15 protein-coding genes are annotated in these 25,950 nt (G+C 43.6%); 12 read left to right on the forward strand and 3 right to left on the reverse strand.

Annotation, left to right across the window (positions count from 1 at the left end; translation table 11 throughout):
* Window positions 1-109: 109 nt before the first annotated feature.
* The gene (locus ABTV71_RS08340) at window positions 110-2,836 is read right to left on the reverse strand and encodes a DUF5695 domain-containing protein (RefSeq protein ID WP_433902880.1); all 2,727 of its coding nucleotides are present in this window, start codon (window positions 2,834-2,836) and stop codon (window positions 110-112) included.
* Window positions 2,837-3,055: 219 nt separating this feature from the next.
* Between ABTV71_RS08340 and ABTV71_RS08345 the strand changes: the two genes are divergently transcribed.
* The 11 genes from ABTV71_RS08345 to ABTV71_RS08395 all read left to right on the forward strand — a co-directional run bounded on the left by ABTV71_RS08345 (window position 3,056) and on the right by ABTV71_RS08395 (window position 21,467).
* Window positions 3,056-3,205 carry a hypothetical protein gene (locus ABTV71_RS08345; RefSeq protein ID WP_433902881.1) on the forward strand — a complete coding sequence of 50 codons (150 nt, stop codon included), beginning with the start codon at window positions 3,056-3,058 and terminating at the stop codon, window positions 3,203-3,205.
* 132 nt (window positions 3,206-3,337) lie between these two features.
* A complete protein-coding gene (locus tag ABTV71_RS08350; protein ID WP_223578023.1) occupies window positions 3,338-4,240 on the forward strand; it encodes a dihydrodipicolinate synthase family protein in 903 nt (300 codons plus the stop codon).
* Between the two features lie 95 nt (window positions 4,241-4,335).
* Window positions 4,336-5,823, forward strand: a complete 1,488-nt coding sequence (locus ABTV71_RS08355; RefSeq protein ID WP_433902882.1) for an aldehyde dehydrogenase (NADP(+)) — start codon at window positions 4,336-4,338, stop codon at window positions 5,821-5,823.
* 20 nt (window positions 5,824-5,843) lie between these two features.
* Window positions 5,844-6,842 (forward strand): 4-hydroxyproline epimerase, encoded by a 999-nt coding sequence (locus ABTV71_RS08360; protein ID WP_223578027.1) that lies wholly within the window; start codon window positions 5,844-5,846, stop codon window positions 6,840-6,842.
* Window positions 6,843-6,865: 23 nt separating this feature from the next.
* A complete protein-coding gene (locus ABTV71_RS08365; RefSeq protein WP_121126796.1) occupies window positions 6,866-8,125 on the forward strand; it encodes an NAD(P)/FAD-dependent oxidoreductase in 1,260 nt (419 codons plus the stop codon).
* A 24-nt stretch (window positions 8,126-8,149) separates the two neighbouring features.
* Window positions 8,150-9,925 (forward strand): DUF885 family protein, encoded by a 1,776-nt coding sequence (locus ABTV71_RS08370; RefSeq protein WP_433902883.1) that lies wholly within the window; start codon window positions 8,150-8,152, stop codon window positions 9,923-9,925.
* A 20-nt stretch (window positions 9,926-9,945) separates the two neighbouring features.
* Window positions 9,946-11,367, forward strand: coding sequence for an APC family permease (locus ABTV71_RS08375; protein ID WP_433902884.1), 1,422 nt, complete (start codon window positions 9,946-9,948; stop codon window positions 11,365-11,367).
* Window positions 11,368-11,439: 72 nt separating this feature from the next.
* Complete coding sequence (locus ABTV71_RS08380; protein WP_433902885.1) at window positions 11,440-13,683, forward strand: prolyl oligopeptidase family serine peptidase; 2,244 nt, start codon at window positions 11,440-11,442, stop codon at window positions 13,681-13,683.
* A gap of 40 nt (window positions 13,684-13,723) precedes the next feature.
* The gene (locus tag ABTV71_RS08385; protein WP_433902886.1) at window positions 13,724-16,783 is read left to right on the forward strand and encodes a beta-L-arabinofuranosidase domain-containing protein; all 3,060 of its coding nucleotides are present in this window, start codon (window positions 13,724-13,726) and stop codon (window positions 16,781-16,783) included.
* A gap of 71 nt (window positions 16,784-16,854) precedes the next feature.
* A complete protein-coding gene (locus ABTV71_RS08390) occupies window positions 16,855-20,256 on the forward strand; it encodes a family 43 glycosylhydrolase (RefSeq protein ID WP_433902887.1) in 3,402 nt (1,133 codons plus the stop codon).
* A gap of 257 nt (window positions 20,257-20,513) precedes the next feature.
* Window positions 20,514-21,467 (forward strand): ornithine cyclodeaminase family protein, encoded by a 954-nt coding sequence (locus ABTV71_RS08395; protein ID WP_433902888.1) that lies wholly within the window; start codon window positions 20,514-20,516, stop codon window positions 21,465-21,467.
* A gap of 339 nt (window positions 21,468-21,806) precedes the next feature.
* Here ABTV71_RS08395 and ABTV71_RS08400 read toward each other — a convergent pair whose 3' ends face one another.
* A complete protein-coding gene (locus ABTV71_RS08400) occupies window positions 21,807-23,555 on the reverse strand; it encodes a hypothetical protein (RefSeq protein ID WP_433902889.1) in 1,749 nt (582 codons plus the stop codon).
* A 36-nt stretch (window positions 23,556-23,591) separates the two neighbouring features.
* A complete protein-coding gene (locus ABTV71_RS08405) occupies window positions 23,592-23,756 on the reverse strand; it encodes a hypothetical protein (RefSeq protein WP_433902890.1) in 165 nt (54 codons plus the stop codon).
* Window positions 23,757-24,380: 624 nt separating this feature from the next.
* Between ABTV71_RS08405 and ABTV71_RS08410 the strand changes: the two genes are divergently transcribed.
* Complete coding sequence (locus tag ABTV71_RS08410; protein WP_433902891.1) at window positions 24,381-25,946, forward strand: hypothetical protein; 1,566 nt, start codon at window positions 24,381-24,383, stop codon at window positions 25,944-25,946.
* Window positions 25,947-25,950: the final 4 nt, after the last annotated feature.

Here is a 25,950-nt window from a genome sequence, read left to right on the forward strand (position 1 = left end):
TTTATAGCCTATCATCCGATTTCGTTTTTACTTCATTTTTGCCTTATTATGGACCCAATACGGTGATGGTCTCATCCGCCTACAGGAGGGATGAGACCGTAAGCGAGTATCATTTTGTTTTTCTAAGGATTAGCGTGCTAGTAGAAGGGGACAATTCATATCGATTGAATTTATCCTTCTTTTGGGGACCTTCAATTTCATAGCCACTCGCTGGATTGATATTCAGCAATACATGTGGCACTAGAGCTGACTGATTAAGTTTCAAGATCACACTTTTATCCTTTTTATTGTATGTTAGTGTTTCGATTTCTCCGGCATCAGTGGTCAACCACAGATTTTCTTTTGCTAAGAAAATGCGGCTTTTGGAAGCTGTTTTTATGGCTACTTCGATGTGATCTTTATCTTCTTTAAGATTGCCACTAAATGCCAGCCAGCCAAATTCTGGATGTTCTATGATATAGGTGCCTGAATTGACAGCATAACCATAAAATCCAGTGCCGTAATCGCCCGAAATACCATCGTTAGCCAATGTCGAAGGATAGGAGTGGAATGCTGCGGGACCAAAGCCATCTGGGGTGACATTCGCCAACGCACCCATCATACCGGCATGCCCCACGCGAAGAAGATAGAAATCATCCGGATGGTCACGGTACTCGGTCAATACGGGGATTGCATTTAAAGCCGAACCATAATGATGTAGCTGACGCTCGATCCGGGATAATTTCCCACCATAGACAAAATCCCAGTAACGACGGGCACTACCGTTGTATCCCCAATGTGGCACGGTAGGCATATAGGCCAAGATCGCATTTAAGGTAACCCGGGTTTTGTCGTCAAAACCAAAGTATCGGGACCATAAATAGACTTCTTCCTGTCCGGTTGAATCCCAGGGCATTTCACTGCCGAAAGGATAATCGAGGCTTTTCCAATGTTCGGCACGTTTGCGCATCACAGCTTCCAATTGATTAGCTTGATCTGTGAAACCTTCACGACGCAGATCCTGGAGGACAAGCAAAAATATACTGCCTTCCATCTGTCCGAACTGTGCGTAATAAGGCGCTTTTTCAATCATGGCCATACTAGTTTGAAAAGCACGGTCTAAATAGGTATCCCAGCTTTCTTCTTGTACCAGATTGCGGTAATTGCGAGCGAGTCGATACATGACCCAATGTGCTGCCGCAACATGGGGATAGTTGTAGGAGCGTCCGATGTTATCGGCTTCTTTTTTAGGCCATGCCGACCAGGTCTTCCAGTTGATATCTGTTCGGTAAGTGCCTGCTGGCATAGTATCCGGTTCGTAGTAAAACAAGCTCTTGACCACCCCATATTTTTGACTGCCTTCCCTGTGCTGGATATGACCATACATCGTTTCATTGACAAAACGTTTTAATTTGCTGATCTCAGCAGGATTGGGTTGCAAGACCTGTTTCATGATAGCTGCCAGCCAACTTGCTGCTCCGGCTTCATCGCTCAGACCGGCATACCAGGCGCGCTGTTCTTGGGTAACGAGTTTTTTTTCTTCGTAATCATAGGTGATAACAGATGGTGACCGTCCAAAAAGGTCTTTGTCATTTTCGTACCACTGGGTGGTCGTTAAGAAATTGCCAAGATCATTGACGACATCTTTTTCGGACTTAATGACTTTATATTGAATAGTTTGTTCGGTGCCATCCTGATAGGTAATGGTCAGGCGTGCACGTCCCCATTGTTGACCTTTGACCTCATAGTGATGCCATTGCTGTGGTGTGTCTTTTAGCTTGCGAATGCTTAGAGCGCCCTCCGGATAGACAGCAATGTTTTTAATGGCTCTGTTATGCTTGATAAACAATTTGACAGGATTATCTAATGGAACGACATAGCCGGGAGCTCCGATGGCCACAGGTCTGTTATTTTTTAGAAGTGTATTTTCAATTTCTTTGATACTTGGAGCTAGTACAAACTTGAGGGCAAATGTTTTTGATTCATAGGGTTTTAATAGGGTTGAAGTTGGTGTGTTCCATTGTTCTACGCCTTTCCATGCTGTTTCGGCAAGTGCTTTACTGTGGATCATCCACTCATGGAAACCTTCGAACGTAATACTTCTGGGCGTAGGGTCATCAAGTAAGGGGCTGTAAGCTTCAAATCCGGCATTGCCGTAAGGGAGCACCAATAAGCTCGGGCCATTTCCATGCAGATGGTTCACTTGGAGATAACCTGCATCTTTGCCGATATAGGGATCGAAGAATACATTTTGTGCATGTGCTTGATTCAGGTTTTTCCAATCCATATTGTTGTTGAATGGAAGGGGTATTCCCAATGATCCGATTTCAATAGCCTGACCGGTAGGATTTGTTAGCTGAAATTTTAAGATCAGATCGCCCCCTGCATTCTCCCAGCTGCGCTTGACTTTTATGGGAATGTCGCCTAATGTCGGAGTGATGTCAGCGGCAGCTAAGATCGTTTTGGAAGGGGGTAATTCGATTACCCTCTTGCGGTCTTTGGCTGAAGAATAATACGACCAATGCGTTTCTCCCTGACGTTTAAGACTGACGTTTATGTCGCCGATATGAAAGAAATTGTTGCGGTCCCGTTTTGCTAACATTTCCACAGGCGTATAGTCGAAAGTAGCATCACCATGTACCTGTTGAAAAGCTGATAAAGTCTGTGAGTGATTGAGCACCTTTATTTTGAGCTGCGCTAAAGCAAAGCTTTTAGATCCTTGATCGATACCCAAAGTTGCAGGTTGGCTTTTAGTAGCTTTCCATACGGGATGCTCCTCCTGTTGACCAATTGCGGAATTGGTCGGTAGGATATAGAGTAAGGTAATGAGGATATAGTAATTGTTCTTTAGATTCATTTTGTTAGGTTTATAAATTTATTATTCTTTACGGATCAGAGCGTGAACTAGTACAAAGTTGATCGATTAGGATCTTTTTTAATTGCCAGATTTTAACCTAATACATTACGTTTTTGATATTTCTACCGGACGAGTTGTTTTGTAAACTACTAAATACTAAATTTAGTGTATAATTGACGTTTATTAAAAAATCATTTTAACCTTAAACGATTCTAATTTATGAAACCAATTCAAGACCAAGTTCCTATTCCCAAAGATAGGACTGTTTTTATTCAGGAGGATCTGTTGGATAAGTTTTATCTTTATTTGCACCGTCATGAGGAGTATCAGTTAATCTGGATCAAGGAGGGAACAGGACAGCTATTATAGAAACCTTTTTTACGAATAGATTATTAAATGTCAATATCCTGTAAGTAATGATTAAAAGCCGGTTAGTTTGGTGTTTTTATAGTTGCTTTCTTTGAACAAGAAAAATTTAAATTACATAATTAAAGACCAACTATGGCTGAATTAAATTGGAAGGGTGTATACCCGGCAGTATTGACTCCCTTTAAAGAGAACGGTGAGATTGACTTTGATATGTTTGCGAAGAATACAGAAGCACAGATCAAAGCCGGGGTACATGGTATTATCATTGCGGGATCATTGGGCGATGCCGCCGTACTGGATACGGATGAAAAGTTTGAATTATTGACTTTCGCAAGACAGGTTGTTGCAGGCCGGGTACCCGTTATACTGAATATTACAGAAAATACAACTAAAAATGCGGTTAATTTTGCTATTAAAGCAAAAGAACTAGGTGCAGATGGGTTAATGTTATTGCCACCTATGCGCTATCGGGCTGATGACCGTGAAGTCGTCACTTATTTTAAGGCAGTAGCGAATGCGACAGATCTGCCCATACTAATTTATAATAATCCGGTTGATTATGCAGTATTTGTATCACCCGCCATGTTTGATGAATTGAAAGATTGCCCGACGATTGCTGCGGTAAAAGAATCTACCCGGGATCTGACAAATATAACCCGGATGAAAAATCAATTTGGTGACCGCTTTAAAATATTGGGTGGTGTGGATACAATCTCTTTGGAATCAATAGTAGTGGGTGCTGACGGATGGGTTTTTGGTTTGGTGGATGCTTTTCCAAATGAAACTGTTGCAATGTATAATTATGCCGTTAATGGTGATTACGATAAGGCATTGGAAATCTATCGTTGGTTTATGCCTTTGCTGGAACTGGATATTCACCCCAAACTTATTCAATATATTAAGCTCGCAGCAACAGCCGAAGGAATAGGTACTCCGCATCTTCGTGCACCTCGGCTTCCGTTAATTGGCGAAGAAGCGGAAAGGATCCACAAAGTGATTGCTGATGGTATTGCCAGTCGCCCGCGCTTAAATTAAAATCTACGGATTAATAAGCATGTAAAAGCCTGCGGGCGATCAGTGGATACTATTCGCCTAAAGGTTATTTTTATGAAGAAAAATCGGAATAAATAATGAATCAATCAGAAGCATTTTTGGATGAGCGTGTTCGCATGGCCGCAGAAGCATTTCAATTTTTGAAATCTACTACGGTTGCCCAACGTGCCGCTTTTATGCATGCCGTTGCAGATAAAATTGAAGGATTAGGCGCCGAGTTGCTGGAGACTGCCCATGCGGAAACGGCATTGCCTTTGCCCCGGCTTACAGGGGAAAAGGCTCGTACGGTTGGCCAGTGGCGCACTTATGCCAATGCGGTCGCTTCGGGAATTTATGCCGAAGCCCGCATCGACCTAGCAAATAGTGAAACAGGTAAAAGTGATATCCGGAAGTCTAATGTGGGGATAGGGCCCGTTGTCGTCTTTGGAGCAAGCAACTTTCCTTTTGCTTTTTCTACGGCTGGCGGCGATACGGCGAGTGCTATCGGGGCGGGCTGTCCGGTGATCGTCAAGGGCCATTCGGGACATACCCAGACATCGACGATCATGGCTGAAGCAATAACCGCTGTGATCAAAGAAATTGGATGGCCGGAGGGCGTGTTTAGCCATATTCTTGGAAATAATATCGAAGGCACTGATACAAAAATAGGGGCCTACCTGACTGCCCACCCGCTTGTCAAAGCTGTGGGATTTACGGGCTCATATTGGGGCGGAAAGGCCCTGTTTGACATTGCCAATCAGCGGGAAGAACCGATACCGGTATTTGCCGAGATGGGAAGTATCAATCCGGTATTTGCCTTTACACATCTCTTAGCAGATCGCGCAGAAGTTCTCGCGCAGGAATACGCGGCTTCGCTGACTTTGGGTGTGGGGCAGTTCTGTACCAATCCCGGGGTATTCGTAGCGGTAAAAGGGGATGGTCTGGAGCGTTTCAAAAAAGCGCTTGCATCAGCTATCGTTGCTACGGCACCGGCTACAATGCTCAATACAGGCATCCATGCGCATTATGAGAAAAATAAAACAACCTTAAGTAGCCAGGCGGATGTGGCTATCATCGCCGAATCCGGTATAGCTGCTGCCCAAGGGCAGGGAAGTCCTGCTGTGGTAAGTACCTCAGCCAGCAATTTCTTGAAAAACCGAGTATTGAGCGAGGAAGTTTTTGGCCCTTTTGCGGTAGTGGTAGAAGCCGAGAATGATGCTGAAGTATTGGCTATCGCGCGGCAACTTAAAGGACAATTGACGATTACAATTGCAGCGACCAAGGAGGATGTGAAAGAGCATCAGGATATTATTCATGTGGTGAAAGATAAAGCCGGGCGTATCTTATTTAATGGCATGCCAACTGGTGTAGAAGTGGTCTATGCAATGCAGCATGGAGGCCCTTTTCCTTCTTGTACCGATCCGAGGTTTACCTCGGTAGGGCCGGATTCGGTGAAGCGCTTTGTGCGTCCTTTAGCTTTTCAGAATTGGCCAGATGAATTTTTGCCAGAAGAGTTAAAAAATGAAAACCCATTGGGTATCGCTCGCATCGTGGACGGTGCTGTGGTGACAACAAAAAGTATTTAGGATAATTTGTATCGCAACTGATGAAGAAAACATTTTTTTGTATTGATTCCCATACCTGTGGTTGCCCTGTGCGATTGGTGGCAGGAGGAGCTCCGGTCTTGAACGGAAGCTCAATGATGGAACGCCGGCTGCACTTTATGGAAGAATATGACTGGATTCGGAAAGGATTGATGTTTGAACCGCGCGGTCATGATATGATGAGCGGTAGTATTCTTTATCCTCCAACAGACCCTAATAATGATACGGGCGTGCTTTATATCGAAACAAGCGGATGTCTTCCGATGTGTGGGCATGGTACAATCGGTACCGTGACGCTAGCAATCGAAGAGGGTTTGGTCATTCCAAAAGTACCGGGTAAGCTGCGTCTGGAAACACCCGCGGGATTAATCCTTATTGATTATGTACAAGAAGGTCCAAAAGTCAAAACGGTTAAGCTGACGAATGTGAAGTCTTTCCTCTATAAAGAAGCGCTGACGGTGCAGTGCCCTGATCTGGGGGAGATTGTAGCCGACGTTGCCTATGGTGGAAATTTCTATGCCATCATTGATCCTCAGAAAAATTTTGGGGATATCAGTGATTTTTCGGCGAGCCAGCTCATTCATTATGGAAAAATTATCCGTCGCTTACTCAATGAGAAAACAGATTTTATTCATCCCGAAGATGAAAATATATATGGTCTTAGCCATATTCAATGGACCGGAAAACCAACGAAAGAAAATTCTACAGGAAGAAATGCGGTGTTGGTAGGCGAAAATGCATTGGATAGGTCTCCTTGCGGTACAGGCACTTCTGCGCGCATGGCACAGTGGTATGCCAAAGGAAAGTTAAAAAAAGGCGATGAGTTTGTTCATGAGAGTTACATAGGTTCGCAATTCGTCGGTCGTATTGAACAGGAAACGACGATATCCGAGCGGGCGGCCATCATTCCTTCGGTGGAAGGCTGGGCACGAATGACGGGGTATAGTCAGATCATTATTGATGATGAAGATCCCTATAAAGAAGGATTTCAGGTTATGTAATTACTATTAAAATATCAAAAAACGTGTCAACAAAGAATAAAGGAAAAGTTGCTGTCATAGGGACAGGTATCGCAGGATTGTCTAGCGCGTATTACCTCTTGCGGGATGGCTGGGAAGTTCAGATTTTAGAGAAAGGTGACGGACAGGACAATTGTTCCTACGGTAACGCAGGAATGATCGTTCCCAGTCATTTCACTCCATTGGCAGCGCCGGGTATCGTGGCACAAGGTGTAAAATGGATGTTGAACAGCAAAAGTCCATTTTACGTCAGACCCGCATTGAATTTTTCACTGATCGATTGGGGATTGAAATTCCTGAAACATGCCAATGAAAAACATGTCCACCGAAATGCAGCCGCGATACGTGATCTGAATCTTGCCAGTAGCCGGTCATATGATGAATTGGCCCAACAGGAAGGCTTTGATTTTGAGCTTAGGCAAAATGGGATTATGATGCTCTACAAATCTAATCATGTCGCACACGAAGAAATTGAACTGGCAGAAAAGGCCCAAAACTTGGGCCTGGATGTGGAAGTTTTTGATCAAGCGGGTATTCAGGCCTTAGAGCCTAATCTCCGAATGGATACGATCGGCGGTATTTTATACAAATGTGACGGTATCTTATATCCGCCCCAATTGATGAAAATGTTGACAGACTACCTGCTTGCTCATGGCGTGCAGATCAACTATCAGACGGAGGTAACAGGTTTTAGATTTTCAGGCAAAAAGGTCTCCGAAATCGTTACGTCAAAAGGAGCATTTCATGCCGATGAAATTGTCGTAACCGGGGGAGCAGGGCTACCTGCATTGGCTTCGAAGCTACACTTGAAATTGCCTTTGATGCCCGGCAAGGGGTATTCTTTCATGTATGATACAACAGACAATAACCGGATGATACATGCAGCCCTGCTATTGGAGGCTCGTGTAGCGGTGACGCCCATGAATAATCAGATTCGTTTTAGCGGAACCATGGAATTAGGTCCTGCCAATGATAAGATATACCCTAATCGTGTCAAAGGTATCGTCGAATCTATCCCTAAATATTTCCCGGATCTAAAGGTCGATTATCCGAAGGATATCTGGTTTGGTTACAGACCATGTTCACCTGATGGGCTTCCTTATTTGGGCAGAACTTCCAAATACAGCAATGTCAGCATTGCGGGGGCGGGCGGTATGATGGGGCTGAGCCTCGGACCTGCTTACGGAAAAGCTATCACGGCCTTATTGTCCGGCAAAGCCACGGAAACGGATATCTCAGGCTTTAGTCCGGATCGGTTTCAATAGACACATATAAACCGATAAACCGAAATGATGAAGAAAAACAACAATAACCCTAACGTAAAGAAATTTATAGTCATTGGCGTGCTTTGTATGGCTTCTTCGCTAACAGATGCCCAAGATATGGATTTGTATCAACACACCACACCCATTGAACCTTATATCATCCAATATCGACATGATCTGCAGGCTGTCAATTATTTTTATGGCCCAATGCCCAAAAATTGGGGATTTCAGCAGTCCGCAGCCTCACCTGAGCAGATCAATAGACTGCTCAAGATCGACGATGACTATTTAGCTAAGTTAAGAGCATTTGATTATAAGAAATTGAACACCAATGGTCAGGTCGATTATATCCTGCTGAACCAGAAAGTGCAACGACATCAAGAAGAACTCAAAGAAGAATTATCTTCCTACAATCGGCTGAAGCCTTACTTACCATTTGCCGAAAATATTCTTCAATTTGAAAAGCAACGTCGTCGAGGTGCTACTGTTGTGGGAAAGGATATTGCCATCTTGCTGGAAAAAACGAGGGATCAGGTTGATGAAGTGATCCAAAAGCTAGAAAATGTAACAACAATCGAGTCCACTGATGTCAATTTCCTTGTCAATATGGTGGAGTCATTGCGAATCCGTTTGGAGAGTGCATTTGATTTCTACAATGGTTATGATCCGATGTTTACCTGGTGGGTGCCCAAATCTTATGAAAGTTTAAATGAAAAACTGATCCGTTATAAAGGTGCATTGCAGGCAAAGAGCAATTGGAAAGTGTTTAATGATGGAAGTAATATTGGCGGGCAGCCGATCGGAAAAGTTGCGCTCAACAAAAAATTGCGGGAGGAAATGATCGCTTATGATGCGGATGAGTTATTGCGTATCGCTGATCAGGAATGGGAATGGTGCGTGGCCGAGTTATTAAAAGCTTCCCGTGAGATGGGATTTGGTGATGATTGGAAAGCAGCACAAGAAAAAGTTAAAAATACCTATGTGCCCGAAGGTCAGCAGCCCGGTCTGATCAATCAGTTATATGATCGAGCCCAGGCATTTATCAAACAGCACGACCTGATCGCCATCCCTGAATTGGCGGATGAAACCTGGGGAATGATTATGATGACACCGGAACGGCAATTGGTCAATCCTTTTTTTACGGGCGGACGCGAGATCAGTATTTCCTATCCGACCAATACGATGACCTATGAGCAGAAGATGATGAGTATGCGGGGTAATAATCCGCATTTTTCATTGGGTACGGTACAGCATGAACTCAATCCGGGGCATCATCTACAGTATTTCATGAATAAACGGTATAAACCCTATCGGGAGCAAAATTTTAATACACCATTTTGGACGGAAGGCTGGACTTTATATTGGGAATTATTGCTCTATAGAATGGGATTTGCAAAGACAGCGGAAGAACGTATCGGGATGTTATTCTGGCGAATGCATCGTTGTGCACGGATTACATTCAGTATTAAATTTCATTTGGGTGAATGGACGCCACAGCAATGTGTTGATTATTTAGTCAATCAAGTGGGGCATGAACCTGCAAACGCGCATGGTGAGGTGAAGCGATCATTTGAAGGTTCTTACGATCCTTTGTATCAATTGGCTTATTTGATCGGTGGCTTGCAGCTGCTGAGTATCAGTGATGAATTGGTAGGATCGGGGAAAATGTCCTACAGCGAATTTCATGACCGGGTCATCAAGGAAAATTACTTGCCCATGGAGATGCTCAGGGCGGTATTGACAAACCAGCAGCTTGAACCTGACCATCGGGCAAAATGGAAATTTTATAAATTTAAATAAGTGCAATCCAACCCTATATTATGAATAATCAGGAAAATAGTCAAGATTTCAAAAAATCATTGGGTTTATTGGATGCAACCATGCTCGTTGCCGGAAGTATGATCGGTTCGGGGATCTTTATCGTATCGTCCGATATCGCCCGAAATACGGGTTCTGCCGGTTGGCTGATGGTGGTGTGGTTGATCAGCGGATTTATGACGCTGGCCGCCGCTTTGAGTTATGGTGAGCTCAGTGCCATGTTTCCGAAAGCTGGTGGCCAGTATGTCTATCTCAAAGAAGCCTATGGGCCAGTGGTCAGTTTTACATTTGGCTGGACTTTTTTTGCGGTTATCCAGACGGCTACGATTGCAGCTGTGGGGGTAGCTTTTGCTAAGTTTACAGCTTATTTGTTTCCGCTACTGGATGAAGATGTCTATCTGCTGGTAATAGGTGACTATCATATTTCATCCGCTCAGCTGTTGGCTATCGCTGTTATTTTGCTGCTCACCTTTATTAATACAGGTGGTGTAAAGAATGGTAAAACAGTACAGACGGTATTGACTTTGATCAAAATATTAAGCCTGGTTTTATTGGTTATTTTCGGTTTTGCGGCTTTCGATATGGAGGTGTGGAATCAAAATTGGTCTTCAGCCAATAGGTGGGATCTACAACAATTAAATGTGGATGGATCGACAGCAGATTATGCCACCTTTGGTGCGTTTGGTGCGATGTCTGCAGCACTTGTGGGGGCTTTGTTCAGTAGTGATTCTTGGCATTCATCTTCTGCGGTAGCAGGCGAGATCAAGAATCCGCAACGTAACATTGGTTTGAGTTTAGCCTTGGGTACCCTGATCGTGACGGTGATCTATATTTTGACCAATGTGATGTATACGGGGGTGTTGACGGTCGAGCAGATGGCCAGCGCGCCTAAAGATCGCGTGGCTATGCTCGTGGCGCAAGAAATTTTCGGTCCTGTTGGAATCGCCATCTTGGCGATCATGATTATGGTCAGCACTTTTGGCTGTAATAACGGACTGATCTTGGCTGGTGCAAGGATCTATTATTCCATGGCACAGGATGGTTTGTTTTTTAAGAGGACAGGTACGCTAAATAAGAATGCAGTACCGGCTTACGCGTTGTGGTTACAGGCGCTCATTGCAACGATATGGTGTCTGACTGGCAAGTATGGTGACCTGCTGGATATGATCACCTGTGTAGTGGTGATGTTTTATGTGCTGTGTATCATCGGCATCTTTTGGTTAAGACATAAGCGTCCGGATGTGCCGCGTCCTTATCGGGCGTTTGGCTATCCTTTTATACCGGCTGTTTATATTGTGATGGGGATTTCGTTTATTATTTTGCTGGTGATCTATAAACCGCAATTTACCTGGCCCGGTATCATCATCACGCTTTTAGGGATTCCATTATACTATGTTGTGAATCAGAAAAAACTAAAGATATAGGCTTACTTATTTTTAATCCTGCCTGGACGCAAAGGGAGGCAGATCAACACAAGGATTTAAAGAATAACAGATATGAAGTTAACATTTACAGCTGTTTTATTGACGATATTTCAGCTTACTACAATGGCACAGGGGACATTGGCGGACTATAAACGTGCCAAAGAGATCAAAAGTGCATTTGGCAAGGTGTATCAGGTACCACAGCAGATTATCTGGTCTGAAAAAGGAGATAGTTTTTGTTATTGGGTGAATCAGAAAGACAGCAAAAGGAGCTTATATCTGGTGGATGCGCTCAACAGAAAAAAAATAGCTACCGATGTTGCTATGATTGAAAAACAGTTGTCTGCCCAGCTGGGTAAAGAAGTAAAATTAGGTGTTTTGTGGGGAAGGGATCTGAAAGTGCTGTCGGCAAACGAGGTTGAGTTTAAGGAAGATGACGTGGTGTGGAAGTGGAATGGGGAGGAAAATAAGCTGAGCAGATTGCATGATATCCCTACAACTGGCACTGACCGTCGATCCAGTGGATATTGGGGAGCACGCTGGGACGATAGCAAAGGTGAACCGATAGATTCGCCCGATAAGGTCTATACGGCTTATATTAAAAATAGCAATGTATATATCAGTAAAAAAGGGGATTCAAAAAGTGAGCGCCAGCTGACCTTTGACGGAAGTCCCGGGGAGTATTATAACGCCCGTATCCAATGGTCCAATGATTCAAAAAAATTGGCTGCTTCAAAAGTGAGGAAGGCTGAAATCAGACAGTTGACTTTATTGGAGTCTTCGCCGACCGATCAATTGCAGCCAAAATTACAAACAAGAGACTATAATAAACCCGGAGATGCGCTGTCACAATACTATCCGACCATTATTGATATCATCGGGGGACGCGTGATAACTGTAGATCCTGCTCAGGTAGCCAATCAATTTTCACTTTCTGCACTTGTATGGAAAGCGGATAACAGTGGAATTACATTTGAATATAACCAACGTGGTCATCAACGGTACGATGTGATGGAATTGAGTGCTGTGGACGGAAAAACCAGAGCAATTATTTCAGAACGTAGCGCAACATTTATTGATTATAGCGGAAAGAAATACCGGAACGATCTCAAAAAAACAGCGGATATCATTTGGGCGTCGGAACGTGACGGATGGAATCATCTGTATCTATTTGATGCAAAAACGGGCGCATTGAAACAGCAGATTACAAAAGGAAATTGGGTGGTGCGCAAAGTTGTCACTGTCGATGAAGATAACAAAAAGATTATTTTTGAGGCGAGTGGCATGCATAAGGACGAGGATCCATATCTTATCCGTTATTATGCAATTGGTTTTGATGGCAAAGGTCTGAAAGAGCTTACTCCGGAAGCAGCCAATCATCAGGCAACATTTAATGCAGATCATTCTTTATTTGTCGATCTATATTCCCGGGTTGACCAGGTTCCACAGACCGTATTACGTCGGGTAGCCGACGGACAGATCGTCATGAATCTGGAACAGGCGGATATTTCAGATCTGGAGGCTACAGGATGGCGTAAACCTGAGGTGTTTAAGTCCTTGGCCAGAGATGGTAAAACTGATATCTGGGGCATTATAGTGCGGCCACGAAATTTTGATCCAAACAAAAAATATCCTGTGATCGAGTATATCTATGCTGGTCCACATAGTGCTTTTGTCCCCAAATCATTTTCTGCTAATCCGGCAGGGCTCGCTGAGCTTGCAGAGCTGGGTTTTATCGTTGTGCAGATCGATGGAATGGGAACATCCAATCGCTCAAAAGCATTTCAGGATGTTGCCTGGAAAAATCTGAAAGATGCAGGTTTTCCTGACCGTATTGCATGGATGAAGGCTGCCGCGCTTAAATATCCGTCTATGGATATTGAAAAAGTCGGTATCTATGGTACTTCTGCCGGAGGACAGTCTTCTGCCGGAGCGCTCTTGTTTCATCCTGAATTTTATAAGGTAGGGGTTTCATCCTGTGGCTGCCATGATAATCGTATGGACAAAATATGGTGGAATGAACAATGGATGGGCTGGCCGATCGGGCCTGAATATGCAGCGTGTTCTAACATCGAAAATGCGTATAGATTAGAAGGAAAGTTGCTCTTGATCGTAGGGGAGCTGGATGATAATGTAGATCCGGCATCGACTTATCAGTTTGTCAATCAGTTGATCAAGCATGGTAAGGATCACGACTTCATTATGGTCCCGGGGATGGGACATGCTTCTGGTGGTGATTTTGGAGAAAAGAAACGCCGCGATTATTTTGTCAAACACTTACTCGGTGTGGAACCTCCGGCTTGGACGGCTTATTAACGAACAAAAATCGAGCTTTCGAGCTCATAAAGTGATAGAGATGAAAAGTTATAGAGTTTTTTTACGTTTTATCTTCATTGCCACAATCCTAACGAAAGGGATCAGCCCGGGACAGGCACAAAGTGGTGATCAGATATTGGATGGAATCGGCGAAACGGGCATGATCGCGCGATATGTCTTTAATGGCGATCTGAAAGATTGGTCCCGCAACAATTTGCATGCTACTGCTGGCCAAAATGCTACATTTATCAACGATAAGCGCTTTGGAAAAGTACTGTCGTTGTCGGGTGAAAAAAATGATTTTGTCCAGATCCCTGCCGATGCGCTGACCGATATGGAGTCATTGAGTATCTCGGGTTGGATTTATTTGCGTTCGGAAAAAGAAGGCCAGGTTGTTTTTGACTTTGGAAAGGATGCGCATAAGCATTTCTTTGCGGCTCCTTCCGGAACGAATGTCCAAGATGGTTTCCAGAGTGTAATGACGACAGGGGGAGATAATCAAAAAGGAGCTGTCGCGCCAGCATTGGCATTGAACAGGTGGGTTTACCTGACGATCGTGGTGGACATTCCGGCCAAAACGATGACAACTTATGTCGATGCTGTACCTGTTGGTGAATCGAAGCAGATACCGCGTGAATTGACGGAAGTGTTTGGATCATCGGGAGATAAGAATAAATTGTATATCGGAAAATCACTTTTGACAGAATCGCCGACATTGGATGGTATGTTGCATGATTTTCGGATCTACCGTGTTCCGTTGAGTAAAAATCAGCTTACTGCGATTTATACCAATTCACAACGTGGGGTAAGTAATCGCGCCGTAAATGTGACCAAAGTGGAAGACAACCTGCCTGAATTTCCATTGACCCGGGCGCAACTCTATAATGCTTACTTGCTTGCAGTGCCAGATGTGCAGGTGGAAACGGCATTAGGCGATTTGCCACGCTTACCAAGCTATGTAGTGGGTACATATAAAGAGGGAGTGGTCGGTCCCAAAGTACGGGTATTGTGGCCTTCGCCAAATGATAACAGTACCGTCTTGGAAGCTGGACGTTATACCATTACAGGACGGGTTCCGGGAACGGATTTACAGCCTAAAGCAATCGTGACCGTTAAACCAAGTAAGACCGCTGCGGCACCACAGTTGAAGTTGGCAACTTTTGGACTGAATCAGGTCTCCTTACAAGCGGATGCACAAAATCAACAAACAAAATTTATTGAAAATCGGAATAAATTTATCAAGACTTTGGCGGCTACTGACCCCAATTCTTTTCTCTATATGTTTCGCGATGCATTTGGACAGCCACAACCGCAGGGCGCTAAACCGCTGGGGGTATGGGATAGCCAGGATACCAAACTCAGAGGCCATGCGACGGGGCATTATCTGACTGCGATCGCACAGGCTTATGCGAGTACCGGATATGATAAAACATTGCAAGCTAATTTTGCCGAAAAAATGAACTACATGGTCAATACGCTGTATGACCTGGCCCAATTGTCGGGCAAACCGCAGCAGGCAGGTGCTGTGGCTACAGCTGACCCGACCGCCATACCTTATGGTCCCGGTAAATCAGCCTATGACTCGGATCTGAGCCGCGAAGGAATCCGCACGGATTATTGGAATTGGGGGGGGGGCTATATTAGCGCCTATCCACCGGATCAATTTATTATGTTGGAAAAAGGGGCGAAATATGGGGGACAGAAAACACAGGTTTGGGCGCCCTATTATACTTTACATAAAATTTTGGCAGGCTTAATTGATATCTATGAAGTGAGCGGCAATGAAAAGGCGCTTCAGGTGGCCACGGGTATGGCAGACTGGGTGCATGCGCGGCTTAGTCAGCTGTCGAAAGAAACGCTGATACAGGTGTGGAATACATACATTGCCGGTGAATTTGGAGGAATGAATGAGACATTGGCTCATCTCTACCGCATCACCCATAAGGAACATTATTTGAAAACCGCACAATTGTTTGATAACATTGATATGTTCTTTGGCAATGCGAATCATGCACATGGATTAGCCAAGAATGTCGATACTTTTCGTGGATTGCATGCCAATCAGCATATTCCACAGATTGTGGGAAGTATCGAGCTATATCAGGTTTCCAATCTGCCGGAATACTACCGGGTGGCCGACAACTTTTGGTACAAAGCTGTAAATGATTACATGTACAGTATAGGCGGGGTCGCGGGTGCGCGTAATCCGGCCAATGCGGAAGTTTTTACAGCAGAACCGGCGACCTTATATGAAAATGGTTTTTCTGAAGGAGGACAGAATGAAACCTGTGCAACTTACAATATGCTGAAATTAACAAGCAACTTGTTTCTTTTTGATCAACGCACCGAATATATGGATTACTACGAACGCGGATTGTATAACCATATTTTAGCTTCTGTGGCTGAAAATACACCTGCTAATACGTACCATGTGCCACTGCGACCGGGAGCAATAAAGCAATTTGGGAATCCCGATATGACTGGCTTTACCTGTTGTAACGGTACTGCAATCGAGAGCAGCACCAAATTGCAAAATAGTATTTATTTTAAAAGCAGAGATGATCAGGCTTTATATGTCAATCTATTTATTCCTTCCACGTTGGATTGGACCGAACGGAAGGTAACTGTGGAGCAGAAGACGAGCTTTCCAAAGCAAGACGAGACGGAGCTGACCATTAAAGGAAATGGCAAATTTGATCTTCATGTTCGTGTGCCCGGCTGGGCAACCAAAGGGTTTTACGTGACTGTCAACGGGAAAGATCAAAATGTACGGGCACAGCCGGGGACTTATTTGAAACTGAGCCGCAATTGGAAAAACGGTGATCGTATCAAGCTAAAAATGCCTTTCCAGTTTCATTTAGATCCAGTCATGGATCAACAGAACATCGCCAGTTTATTTTATGGACCGATCTTATTGGCGGCTCAGGAACCCGAGGCGAGAAAAGACTGGCGTAAAGTGACGCTGGATGCAAAGGATATCAGCAAATCTATAACAGGTGATCCGCAAGGTTTAGCGTTTAAGATTGATGGAGTGGATTTTAAACCATTTTATGATACCTATGGACGACACTCGGTTTATCTGGATGTTACCTTAAAATAAGTGCACTGTATGCTAAAAATTTCGAGGGGTACTTTGCTTGACGAAGTACCCCTTTATCATAAATATAGAAGATGAAAAAAATATTCTTTTTTGCCTTTTTCGCCCTTGTAATGGGAACTGGATCTGCTCAGTCGTTGAAAAAGCATCAAGTAGCTCATGCTTTAAACCCTTTGTTACCGGGGTATTTCGCTGATCCTACAATCAAAAAAATAGGCGATACGTATTATATCTATGCGACGACGGATGGGAATGGCTGGGGAGCTGGTCCATCGCAGGTATGGACCTCCACAGATTTTAAAAATTGGACGATACAGCCGATGAACTGGCCGAATACCCATTGGTACTGGGCTCCAGATATGACAAAAGGCTATGATGGTAGGTACTATTTATATTATAGTCAGCCCGTTGAAATATTCGGTGCGGTATCGGATACACCTACCGGTCCTTGGCAATCTCTGGCAGATCATAATAAATCTATTATACCCAATTATATAATTCCGGGAGTGATTACCTTGGATGGCCAGACGTTTACTGATCGCGATGGACGAATTTATATGTATTGGGGTACCTGGGGTATTTATCCGGACCACGGATGCGCTGTGGGTTTAATGCGTCAGGACATGAAGAGTTTTGAAAAAATAGAGTTGATTCCCAATACGGTGGCAAAGGAATTTTTTGAAGCACCATATATGTTTGAACGCAGGGGCATATATTATATGATGTATTCATCTGGGCATTGCGAAGACCACACCTACCGCGTACAATATGTAAAAAGTAAGGTCGGACCGATGGGACCCTTTGAATATCCTACTGCTAATCCGATATTGGTGACAAATGATGACGGTACAATACATGGTCCGGGGCACCACAGTGTGCTGGAAGAAGGGGGGCGCTACTACATCGTGTATCATCGGCATAACAATCCGCATTCAGGTGGTGGTTTTCACAGGCAGATTGCGGTAGATGAACTATTTTTTACGCCGGAGGGCGATATCCAAAAAATTGCTCCGACACATCAGGGAATTACTGATCTCATCAAATCAAAAACTGATCCCGAGGATCGGGCTTTTGGAAAGCCTGTAACGACTTCTTCTTTTTACAATGATGATTTTAGGCCCTCTTTTTTGGTTGATGACAATAACGGAACTTTATGGAGAGCAAAAGACAATCATCAACCCGCTTGGCTCATGATTGACCTGGAAAAAATAACGGCAATACAGACTGTGGCCATTCAATTTGAATATCCGACCTATGCTTACCAATATCGGATCGAAACTTCCACGGATGCTAAAAATTGGGTGACTTATGAGGATCAGTCGCAGAATAACCGTTGGGCTAGTCCCGTATTGTCGCATGGCAAGGCCGAGGCGAGATATGTACGTGTACAGGTATTGAATACACAATTAGCAGGTCTACCTCGAGGAGTATGGAATATTAAGGTTTATGATAAAGCCCTGAAGCAAGAAACAATATGGTCTGCGCCGCAAAATATGATTCCGATTGATACGACTTTTGGTTCTTTAGTCCATTTGGATGCGCTGGACTATAAGGAAGGTGAACGTATGACAACAATCCACAACAAGGGGATATTGAAAGGAAGTTTTAAGAGTGAAAAACCGGTCTATGTCAAGAACTACCAAGGGAAGAAAGCTTTTTTCTTGAATGGTTCCACATCACTTCGTTCGACATTTGCAGTCCCGCAATCGTTAGCAGGTAATAGTCCCTACACGGTATCGATGCGGATCAACAATCCACGAATAGAACGATTTGAAAACGTCGTGGCTTGGTCTAAAGGGAATCAAGATATCAGCAAAGCGATATTCGGTTACGGAGCAGATGCTCAGCGGGGTGCTGTCATTCATGGTGCCTGGCCAGATATGGGGTTTAAGAGGTTGCCGGTAGCGGATCAATGGCACCATATCATCATCTCATTTGACGGTTACATGGAACGTATTTACGTCGACGGGCAGTTGCAACAGGAGGAAAATAGAATGTTGTTTGTTAATCCAGCCGATTATTTTGTGGTTGGAGCTTCGGATTTGCTGGATCAACATTTTTCGGGTTATCTGGCAGATTTTAAGGTTGCCAATGTGGATTTATCCGCTACGCTATTAAAGGAAAAGAATGCTTTTTATCCGCCCGAAAATAGGTCTTTCGTCATACAGACGGATGATCTTGCTATCGGTAAAATCAACAAGATTCGAAATCAGGGGTTCAGTAGTCACCATGATATCATGATTAAACAGGGAGAAGTGCTACTACAGGGCAATCGGACCGCCATAAAAATGGATGAATTGAAAGATTCGGTATTGTCGTGTATTATTACTCAACCGTCCCATACCTTAGTTTTTGATTGGTTTGATGGCCAGGCTTGGAATCATGGTTTGGCAGTACATGATCAGGGGAAAACTGCATTTTATAACAATGGTAAACATACACCGGTGAAGCAGATGAATAAACTGTTGCAGATAAAAAATAATGAAGTTGAACTGAAACATGCTGTTCATTTTTTTAGCGCTTACCCTGAAAAGTTTTCTTTAGATCAGGTTCACGAAAATTATCAGATCTGGAAAGCTAAAAGTGCAACGGATCTGAAAGATTATGTCCCGGTTACAGCGGGCAAGCCGTCTTGGATAAATGATAGCAATGTATTTGTACAGATCGTTGGCGATCGATCAGGCTTAGTCTATTTATTTTCTACGGAACATTACCATTCAGGTTGGATTCAAGAGCCTTATCATTTATTCGATCAAGCACATCTGGGCAAGACTATCTCAGTTTTTGCAAAAGATGAGTTCGGAAATGTGAGTAAAGCATTGGTAGTCGATATTCCGAAGTCAAAACCGCCGTTGATCGCTCCGTCTGTTAACCAGATATTTAGTTTGGGACAAAAAGAAATCTCCTATTGGGATGCTTATCAAGCTGGGGCATATCCAGATAGTACACAGGTTCGCATAAACGGGGTTGGTGGACAATGGACACTGGGCTCCAAACACACAAAATGGGGCGATAAGGCGTTGTTACCTCCATTTGTGTATAAAAAATTGGAAGGTGACTTCACCATTCAAGTTTATGTAAAAGATGTCGCTGGACTTGCCGCAAAAAACCGTATGTCCAGTGAAGCTGGTATCATGATACAGGCGGGTGAACAATCCAATTCTTATATCAATAATACAGTACTAACGGGCTGGAATTTGGGTAATCTAGCGCGTAGCATAGGCCATCAAACACATCAAGAAGGAAATAATGGAACGGGATTACAGTTTTTTCCTTATCTCCAAGTACAAAAGATAGGTGATTATTTCTTCCTGCGAAGTTCACAGGATGGTATTTCCTGGATTGATCTGCCCAATACACCGTTTCTGCGTACAGATTGGGCGGGACAGAAACTGCGTGTAGGCTTGTACCAGATAGCGACCAATAATCAGGATGGATATGGTTTATTTGAAGATATCAGAATATGGCAATACTAGTTTTATGGCTTTTACTCGATTGCCTTAATCAATAATAACAACTTCATCAACTTGTTAAGATGCTTCTGCAATCTATGGGGCAAGAGCTTCCCGTGGTGCGATCCTGATCACGACCAAAAAAGGTATAGCAGCGTCGCATTGTCTATGAAGCATTTGCGACGCTTTGGCTAAAAAACGGTGATCAATGGTTAGTTTATAAGGATGCGAAGGGCTAATTATTCACTATGTTTATGATTTTACCTTATACTGTTGAAAATATGAAAATCATTGATAAAGAAACGATTGATACTGTCCTTAAATATGATAATTTGATTGAAGCGCTGCGCCAGGTTTTTCAATCGACCTTTACGATGCCTGTCCGGCATCATCATTTTTATCAAAATACTGAGGGAATTGAAAATACGCTTATTTTAATGCCTTCCTGGACAGATACCTATATCGGAATCAAACAGGTTGTTGTCGCTCCCGGGAATCATAACAAAAACCTACCGGCAATACATGCCCTGTATACCTTGTTGGATGCAGTTACCGGAGAATTTTTAGCGCAGATGGACGCTGCAGGGCTGACCTCGCGGAGGACAGCCTGTACTTCTGCTTTAGCGGCTTCTTATTTGGCTCGGGAAGATGCAAAAACCTTATTAATTGTTGGCGGCGGGAAGGTTGCCCAGCATCTTGCGCAAGCACATTCCGTTGTCCGTCAGTATACACAAATTTTGATCTGGACAAGAAATGCAGCGAAAGGTGTAGAACTGGTATCCAGCTTACAACAGGCGGGATTTAGTAACGTTACATATGCCGATAATCTGGAAGAAGCTGCGGGTAGGGCAGATGTGATTTCTTGTGCTACGCTAAGCCATAAACCGCTGGTAAAGGGAGAGTGGATAAAGGCTGGTACACATCTGGATCTGATCGGATCCCATACGCCTAAAACACGCGAAGTAGACGACATGGCTATCTTGAAGAGTAGCATATTTGTGGATTCTCGAGCCGGGGCAATACATGAGACGGGGGAGTTGGCGATTCCGATTGCATCCGGAGTTCTTGATCCAAACAGTATCAAAGGGGATATTAAAGAACTTTGCTGTGGCGAGATTAAGGGAAGATCATCTTTGAAGGAAATCACTTTATTTAAGTCGGCGGGTTTAGCGATAGAAGATCTGGCTGCGGCTTTGCTTGTATATGAACATGTGATCCTATCTGCCCATGTTTAAGCTTCTCCTGTAATAAAGAAATTTTGATCTGCGTCTTAAGGAATCTTATTTACCATGTGGGGATAGGGCTTTTTTGCGCATAGTTGAGCAGTGTCCGTCCCCTTAATTTGTCCGATAGATATCATGATGACGAAGGAAAAGCAGGGGTTCATTTTTCGATATAAAGAAAAAGCCATCATGTAATCCGAAGTCCACCGGGGCGGGGAAGATCTTATAGATATCTTAAATTGAAAAGCCCGGCTTGGATAAACCAGCCGGGCTTTGATTCCTCTTTTTCAACAGGAATTTCTAGTCAAATAGGGATTATATAATGACTACTTATGAAAATTTTTAAGTTTCTTATTTATCCTGGATACAACGTACTGGATAACCCGCATACTTAAGATAAGTCGACGTATCCCAAGAACTTTGAAAACCCCGTCCTTGTCGTGCACTGTTATTGCCACCAACTTCCATATTTAACCAATAGATTGCAGAACTTTGTCTGATAAGTTGGGCGCCGGTTGTTGGGTTTCTATGACCGGCCGCAGGGAAGCTTAACTTAATATCACTGCTCTTTCTGCTGGTCATGATATGTGCCGCTGTAAAGTCTGACAGTCCAACCGTTGTATTGCCAGTGAAAGTCGTCCAGTTGCCGATCGAGGTGTGGCGGGTATAATTTCCTAAACGTGTATATTCAGCTGGGCTAGGTAAGCGGTCGCCCGTACCACATGGATCCAATGGAGCTTTTACAGGTGCTGCTGCTGTACCACTATTCCAGGAACCATCAGGAGCGGGTGTATTATTCCATCCAGCAATAGCGCCATCGCCACTATAAGCATTTGCTACTGCTGCCTGACGGCCCCATTGATAGTAATTACCATATAGTGCCTGTACGGAAGGAACGGCATCAGGATTATTGGTTGCAGGGTTTACATTCGCCACACCGAGGTTATAGCGATCCCAACGATGGCCTCCAATGACAGCGTAGCGTGCATCAGCATCAGAAGTGCTACGGGTAACATTCGATGCGTTGACAAATCGGTCGCTGTTGAAACGTAATTTCATGGTGTAGGAAAAGCCGGGTTTTAACCCCAGACCCGCATTTGAAAAATTAAAGCTTACCGCCTGCGCATTGACATCATGACCGATTTTGATCTGGCCGCTTGGTATGGTTAATGCAATTGAAAAATTGGTCGACTGACTCTGGTTGACGATAAAAGTCCGCGCTGTTGCATCAAGATTTGAAATAGGGGGCACGTTTGTAGCATTCGTGGCGGATACTGTTTCACCGGTACTCAGGTCGACAGTTGGGTTAGCGAAAGATGAAACCCATTCCGCCTGAACCGGAACCTCCGAAAGGTAACCACCTTTTACATAGTTTGCAGTACCGAATATACCGGTAGCATCACTATTGTCAACAAGCAGGGTCACACGGGTAAACATATGCTGCAAAGGTGTCGTCAATGGCGTCGGGGTATTGTTGCCGAGTATGGTGACATCTTTTTCGATGGCATACATGAAATCCCCACCATCTTCAGCATAGCTTGTAAACGCGAAGTTAACCTGACCAGCCGTATACAGATTTGTTGTCGGGGCAGCAGGGGGGGCAGTGGTCGTAGAGCCCAATGAATAGATCACAAAGGTATATTTATTACCCGCGATCAATTTATCCCCGAAGAATACCTGCGTTGAATCCGCAGCATCGCCAACGGCCTGGTCGATGTAGGTACCGTCTGTTTCATAGGCTACTACCCGATAGGTTACGGGGCCTCTCAAAGACAGCAATTTTGTTGCGGCCTTTTTACCGGAGGATGCTTTAAGCCCGCTGTTACCTGGGGTATTTTCGGTCAGTTCTGCGGTAATGCTAAACGGTCCCGACTGAATTTCTTTCGTTATCTTAAAAGGTTCAGTTGTGCCTGCCTTTGCGGACGCTTTCGCCACAGATATATTATCTCCGCCGAATTGGGCTTCTGTCAAAGCCAGTTTTATCCCTTTATTCACTTCAATGGTATTTTCACCTTTCTCCTTGCTACAGGAAACGGCAACTGCTAAGAGAATGATCAAGGATATTTTTGTTTTTGCTAGTTGAAATATTGTTTTCTTCATAATGTTTTAGTCTTCATAATAAAAGTTTGATTGTCGTTAGTTCCACCATTCACCGCTGCTCGGATCCTGGGTTTCTGATCCGCCGTTATTCCAGTCTGTTTCGTTAACGCCGGAGCCTCCTCCGGGTTGGGCCGACCCGGCCGAACCTGCAGCCACACCTTCCTCCATCAGTACTTCTAACTGCTCGATTACGGGTGTCACGTAGATCTTTTTTTCAGTTTTCTTTTTCATGTGTATTTTTATTATTTGGTTTATGACTCACATCTATTAAATAGGACACCTTACGCAACACTGGATTAAAGCCGCTGTATCCTCCTAAATAAATGCCTTTTGTTAGTTCAGATTTCTACCGCTTGTACTGTTCTTGGCGCTTAAAATTAACATTGTATTTTTAATTTCTGTTTAATTTAAATAATTAGCTGTTTTTGTTACTTCTCATAACTTAATATATTGCACTATTTTAGATCAAAAATAATGCTAAAGTTTAAGGAATGTCTTGATTTTAATATCACATATCTATCACATGTTTATCACATATTTTTGTAGGTCATTAGGTTTGTAGTGTGTTGTTTATTTTTTTTTAACCTTATTATAAAAAAGAACTGCTTAAAAAAAAGCGAGTCCAAACGCTGCGAATTATCTTGTGTAGGGTGTGATGTTATTTTAAGATAATATATTTCTGAATAGTGTCTTTTATTTATTTTGGATGCATGAATATGTGATATGTTTGTGATATGTCGCCGTTGTTTCTTTTCGAGAAATTGTTTTGATATTTGTCGCTAATTAATTAAAATGTTTATTAATCATCAAAAACTAAAAAAGAAAATGGTTTTACAAACACAGACAGGACGAAGTTTGAGGACATTTGTTCTATCAGCTTTAGTATGTGGATCGATGTATTCCTGTAAGGAAAGCAAAGACAGTGTGGCAGCAAGTGGCAAAGCTAGCGTCAATATTCAGTTACTTGGCGTAGAAAACCCGATCGTAACAACTAAGAAAGCAGGTAAGGGAAATACTGCTGGGGGAGCGATCCAGACAACGGTAATCCCATTGACAACGTCAAGTTCTTTTGAGGCAACATTGACCAGCGAGTCGTCCGTGACAAGTGGCAACCAGTTGCGGGCCTCGTCCGGTACTCGTGCTGCGGTAATCGAAGAAAGAACGCCCTTGGCAGCCAATGTCAAATATAAAGTCGTTGTATATAATGCCGACGGGGATTATGTAACCGAAAAGACGTATACCAATTCAGTCGACAATAGCACTGAAATCACGTTAGATGCGGAAAAGACCTATACTTTTGTTGCTTATTCAGTCAATAGTACAGCAACAGTGCCGGCAGTGACGGCTCAGGCTGATCTAGCTAGCGCAAGTCTGGACAACATCAGTGCAGATCTAATGTATTTCAAGCAGGATTTAACCGTTCATTCAGGTGATAATAATCTTGACGTGATACTGAAACATCAGTATAGTGAAGTAACCACTAACTTGACCATGGCGACCGAAATGACCGGTGCAATAACAGGTTTGGTTTCGCCGACAATCAACCCTACATATTCGAATGCAAGTTTAAAATTAGCAGATGGTGCAATAACCTATAATGGCAATACAACGAGTACTGCGGTACAATTCCCGGCGTTGGGTGCAGGTTTACGTACGGTGTCAAGCAATCCGACCTTGTTGATCCATCCGGGAGAAACTAATGGCGTATTTAGCTTTGGATCCATTACCATTGATGGAGAAACAAGATCAAATGTCGGCGTGGCCGGTCTGAAGATACTGCCGGGTCAACGTTATAATCTTAACTTAAATTTCAAGACTTGTACAGAACCGGTAACAGGTGGAGCTGACATCAACTGGACTTATCCAGCGTCAGGAAGCGGAGCTGTCGTCGATGGGGTGACTCAGCCGGCAGGATATGTCGTGACCAAAGATCTTACTGCTCCGGGAGCAGATTATGGATTTGTCTTTGATATCCTTCAATTGGACAACTCCTTCAATATGGAAATCAATGGAACAAAATTGGCGACACAAGAGATTCAGTTTGAATCGGGCATTGCAATTGCGCCTAAGAATGTTCGTTTCGCGGACGGAAGTGAATATAATGGTGCCAATGCTGAAGGAGGAGCCACTATACCTCAGATCTATAATATGACAGGTACCGCAACAAATCCAATTATTCGTGTGGTCATTAGCCGTTCGGGAGAAGTGCAAATGTATGGCAGCAAAAGTGCTGGAGGAGCGTTATATCCATTGGTGCTGACGCAAGGACAATTTAACCTTGTACCATGGAGCTCTACTGCTAATAACGTTAAAATTACCCAAGTTGTTCAGGGAGCGACCAAAATGGTGGGATCTGGAAGCGGTAGAAAGAAAATTGCTTGTACACTATAATTAT

Source organism: Sphingobacterium puteale, assembly GCF_050986225.1.
Lineage (GTDB): Bacteria > Bacteroidota > Bacteroidia > Sphingobacteriales > Sphingobacteriaceae > Sphingobacterium > Sphingobacterium puteale.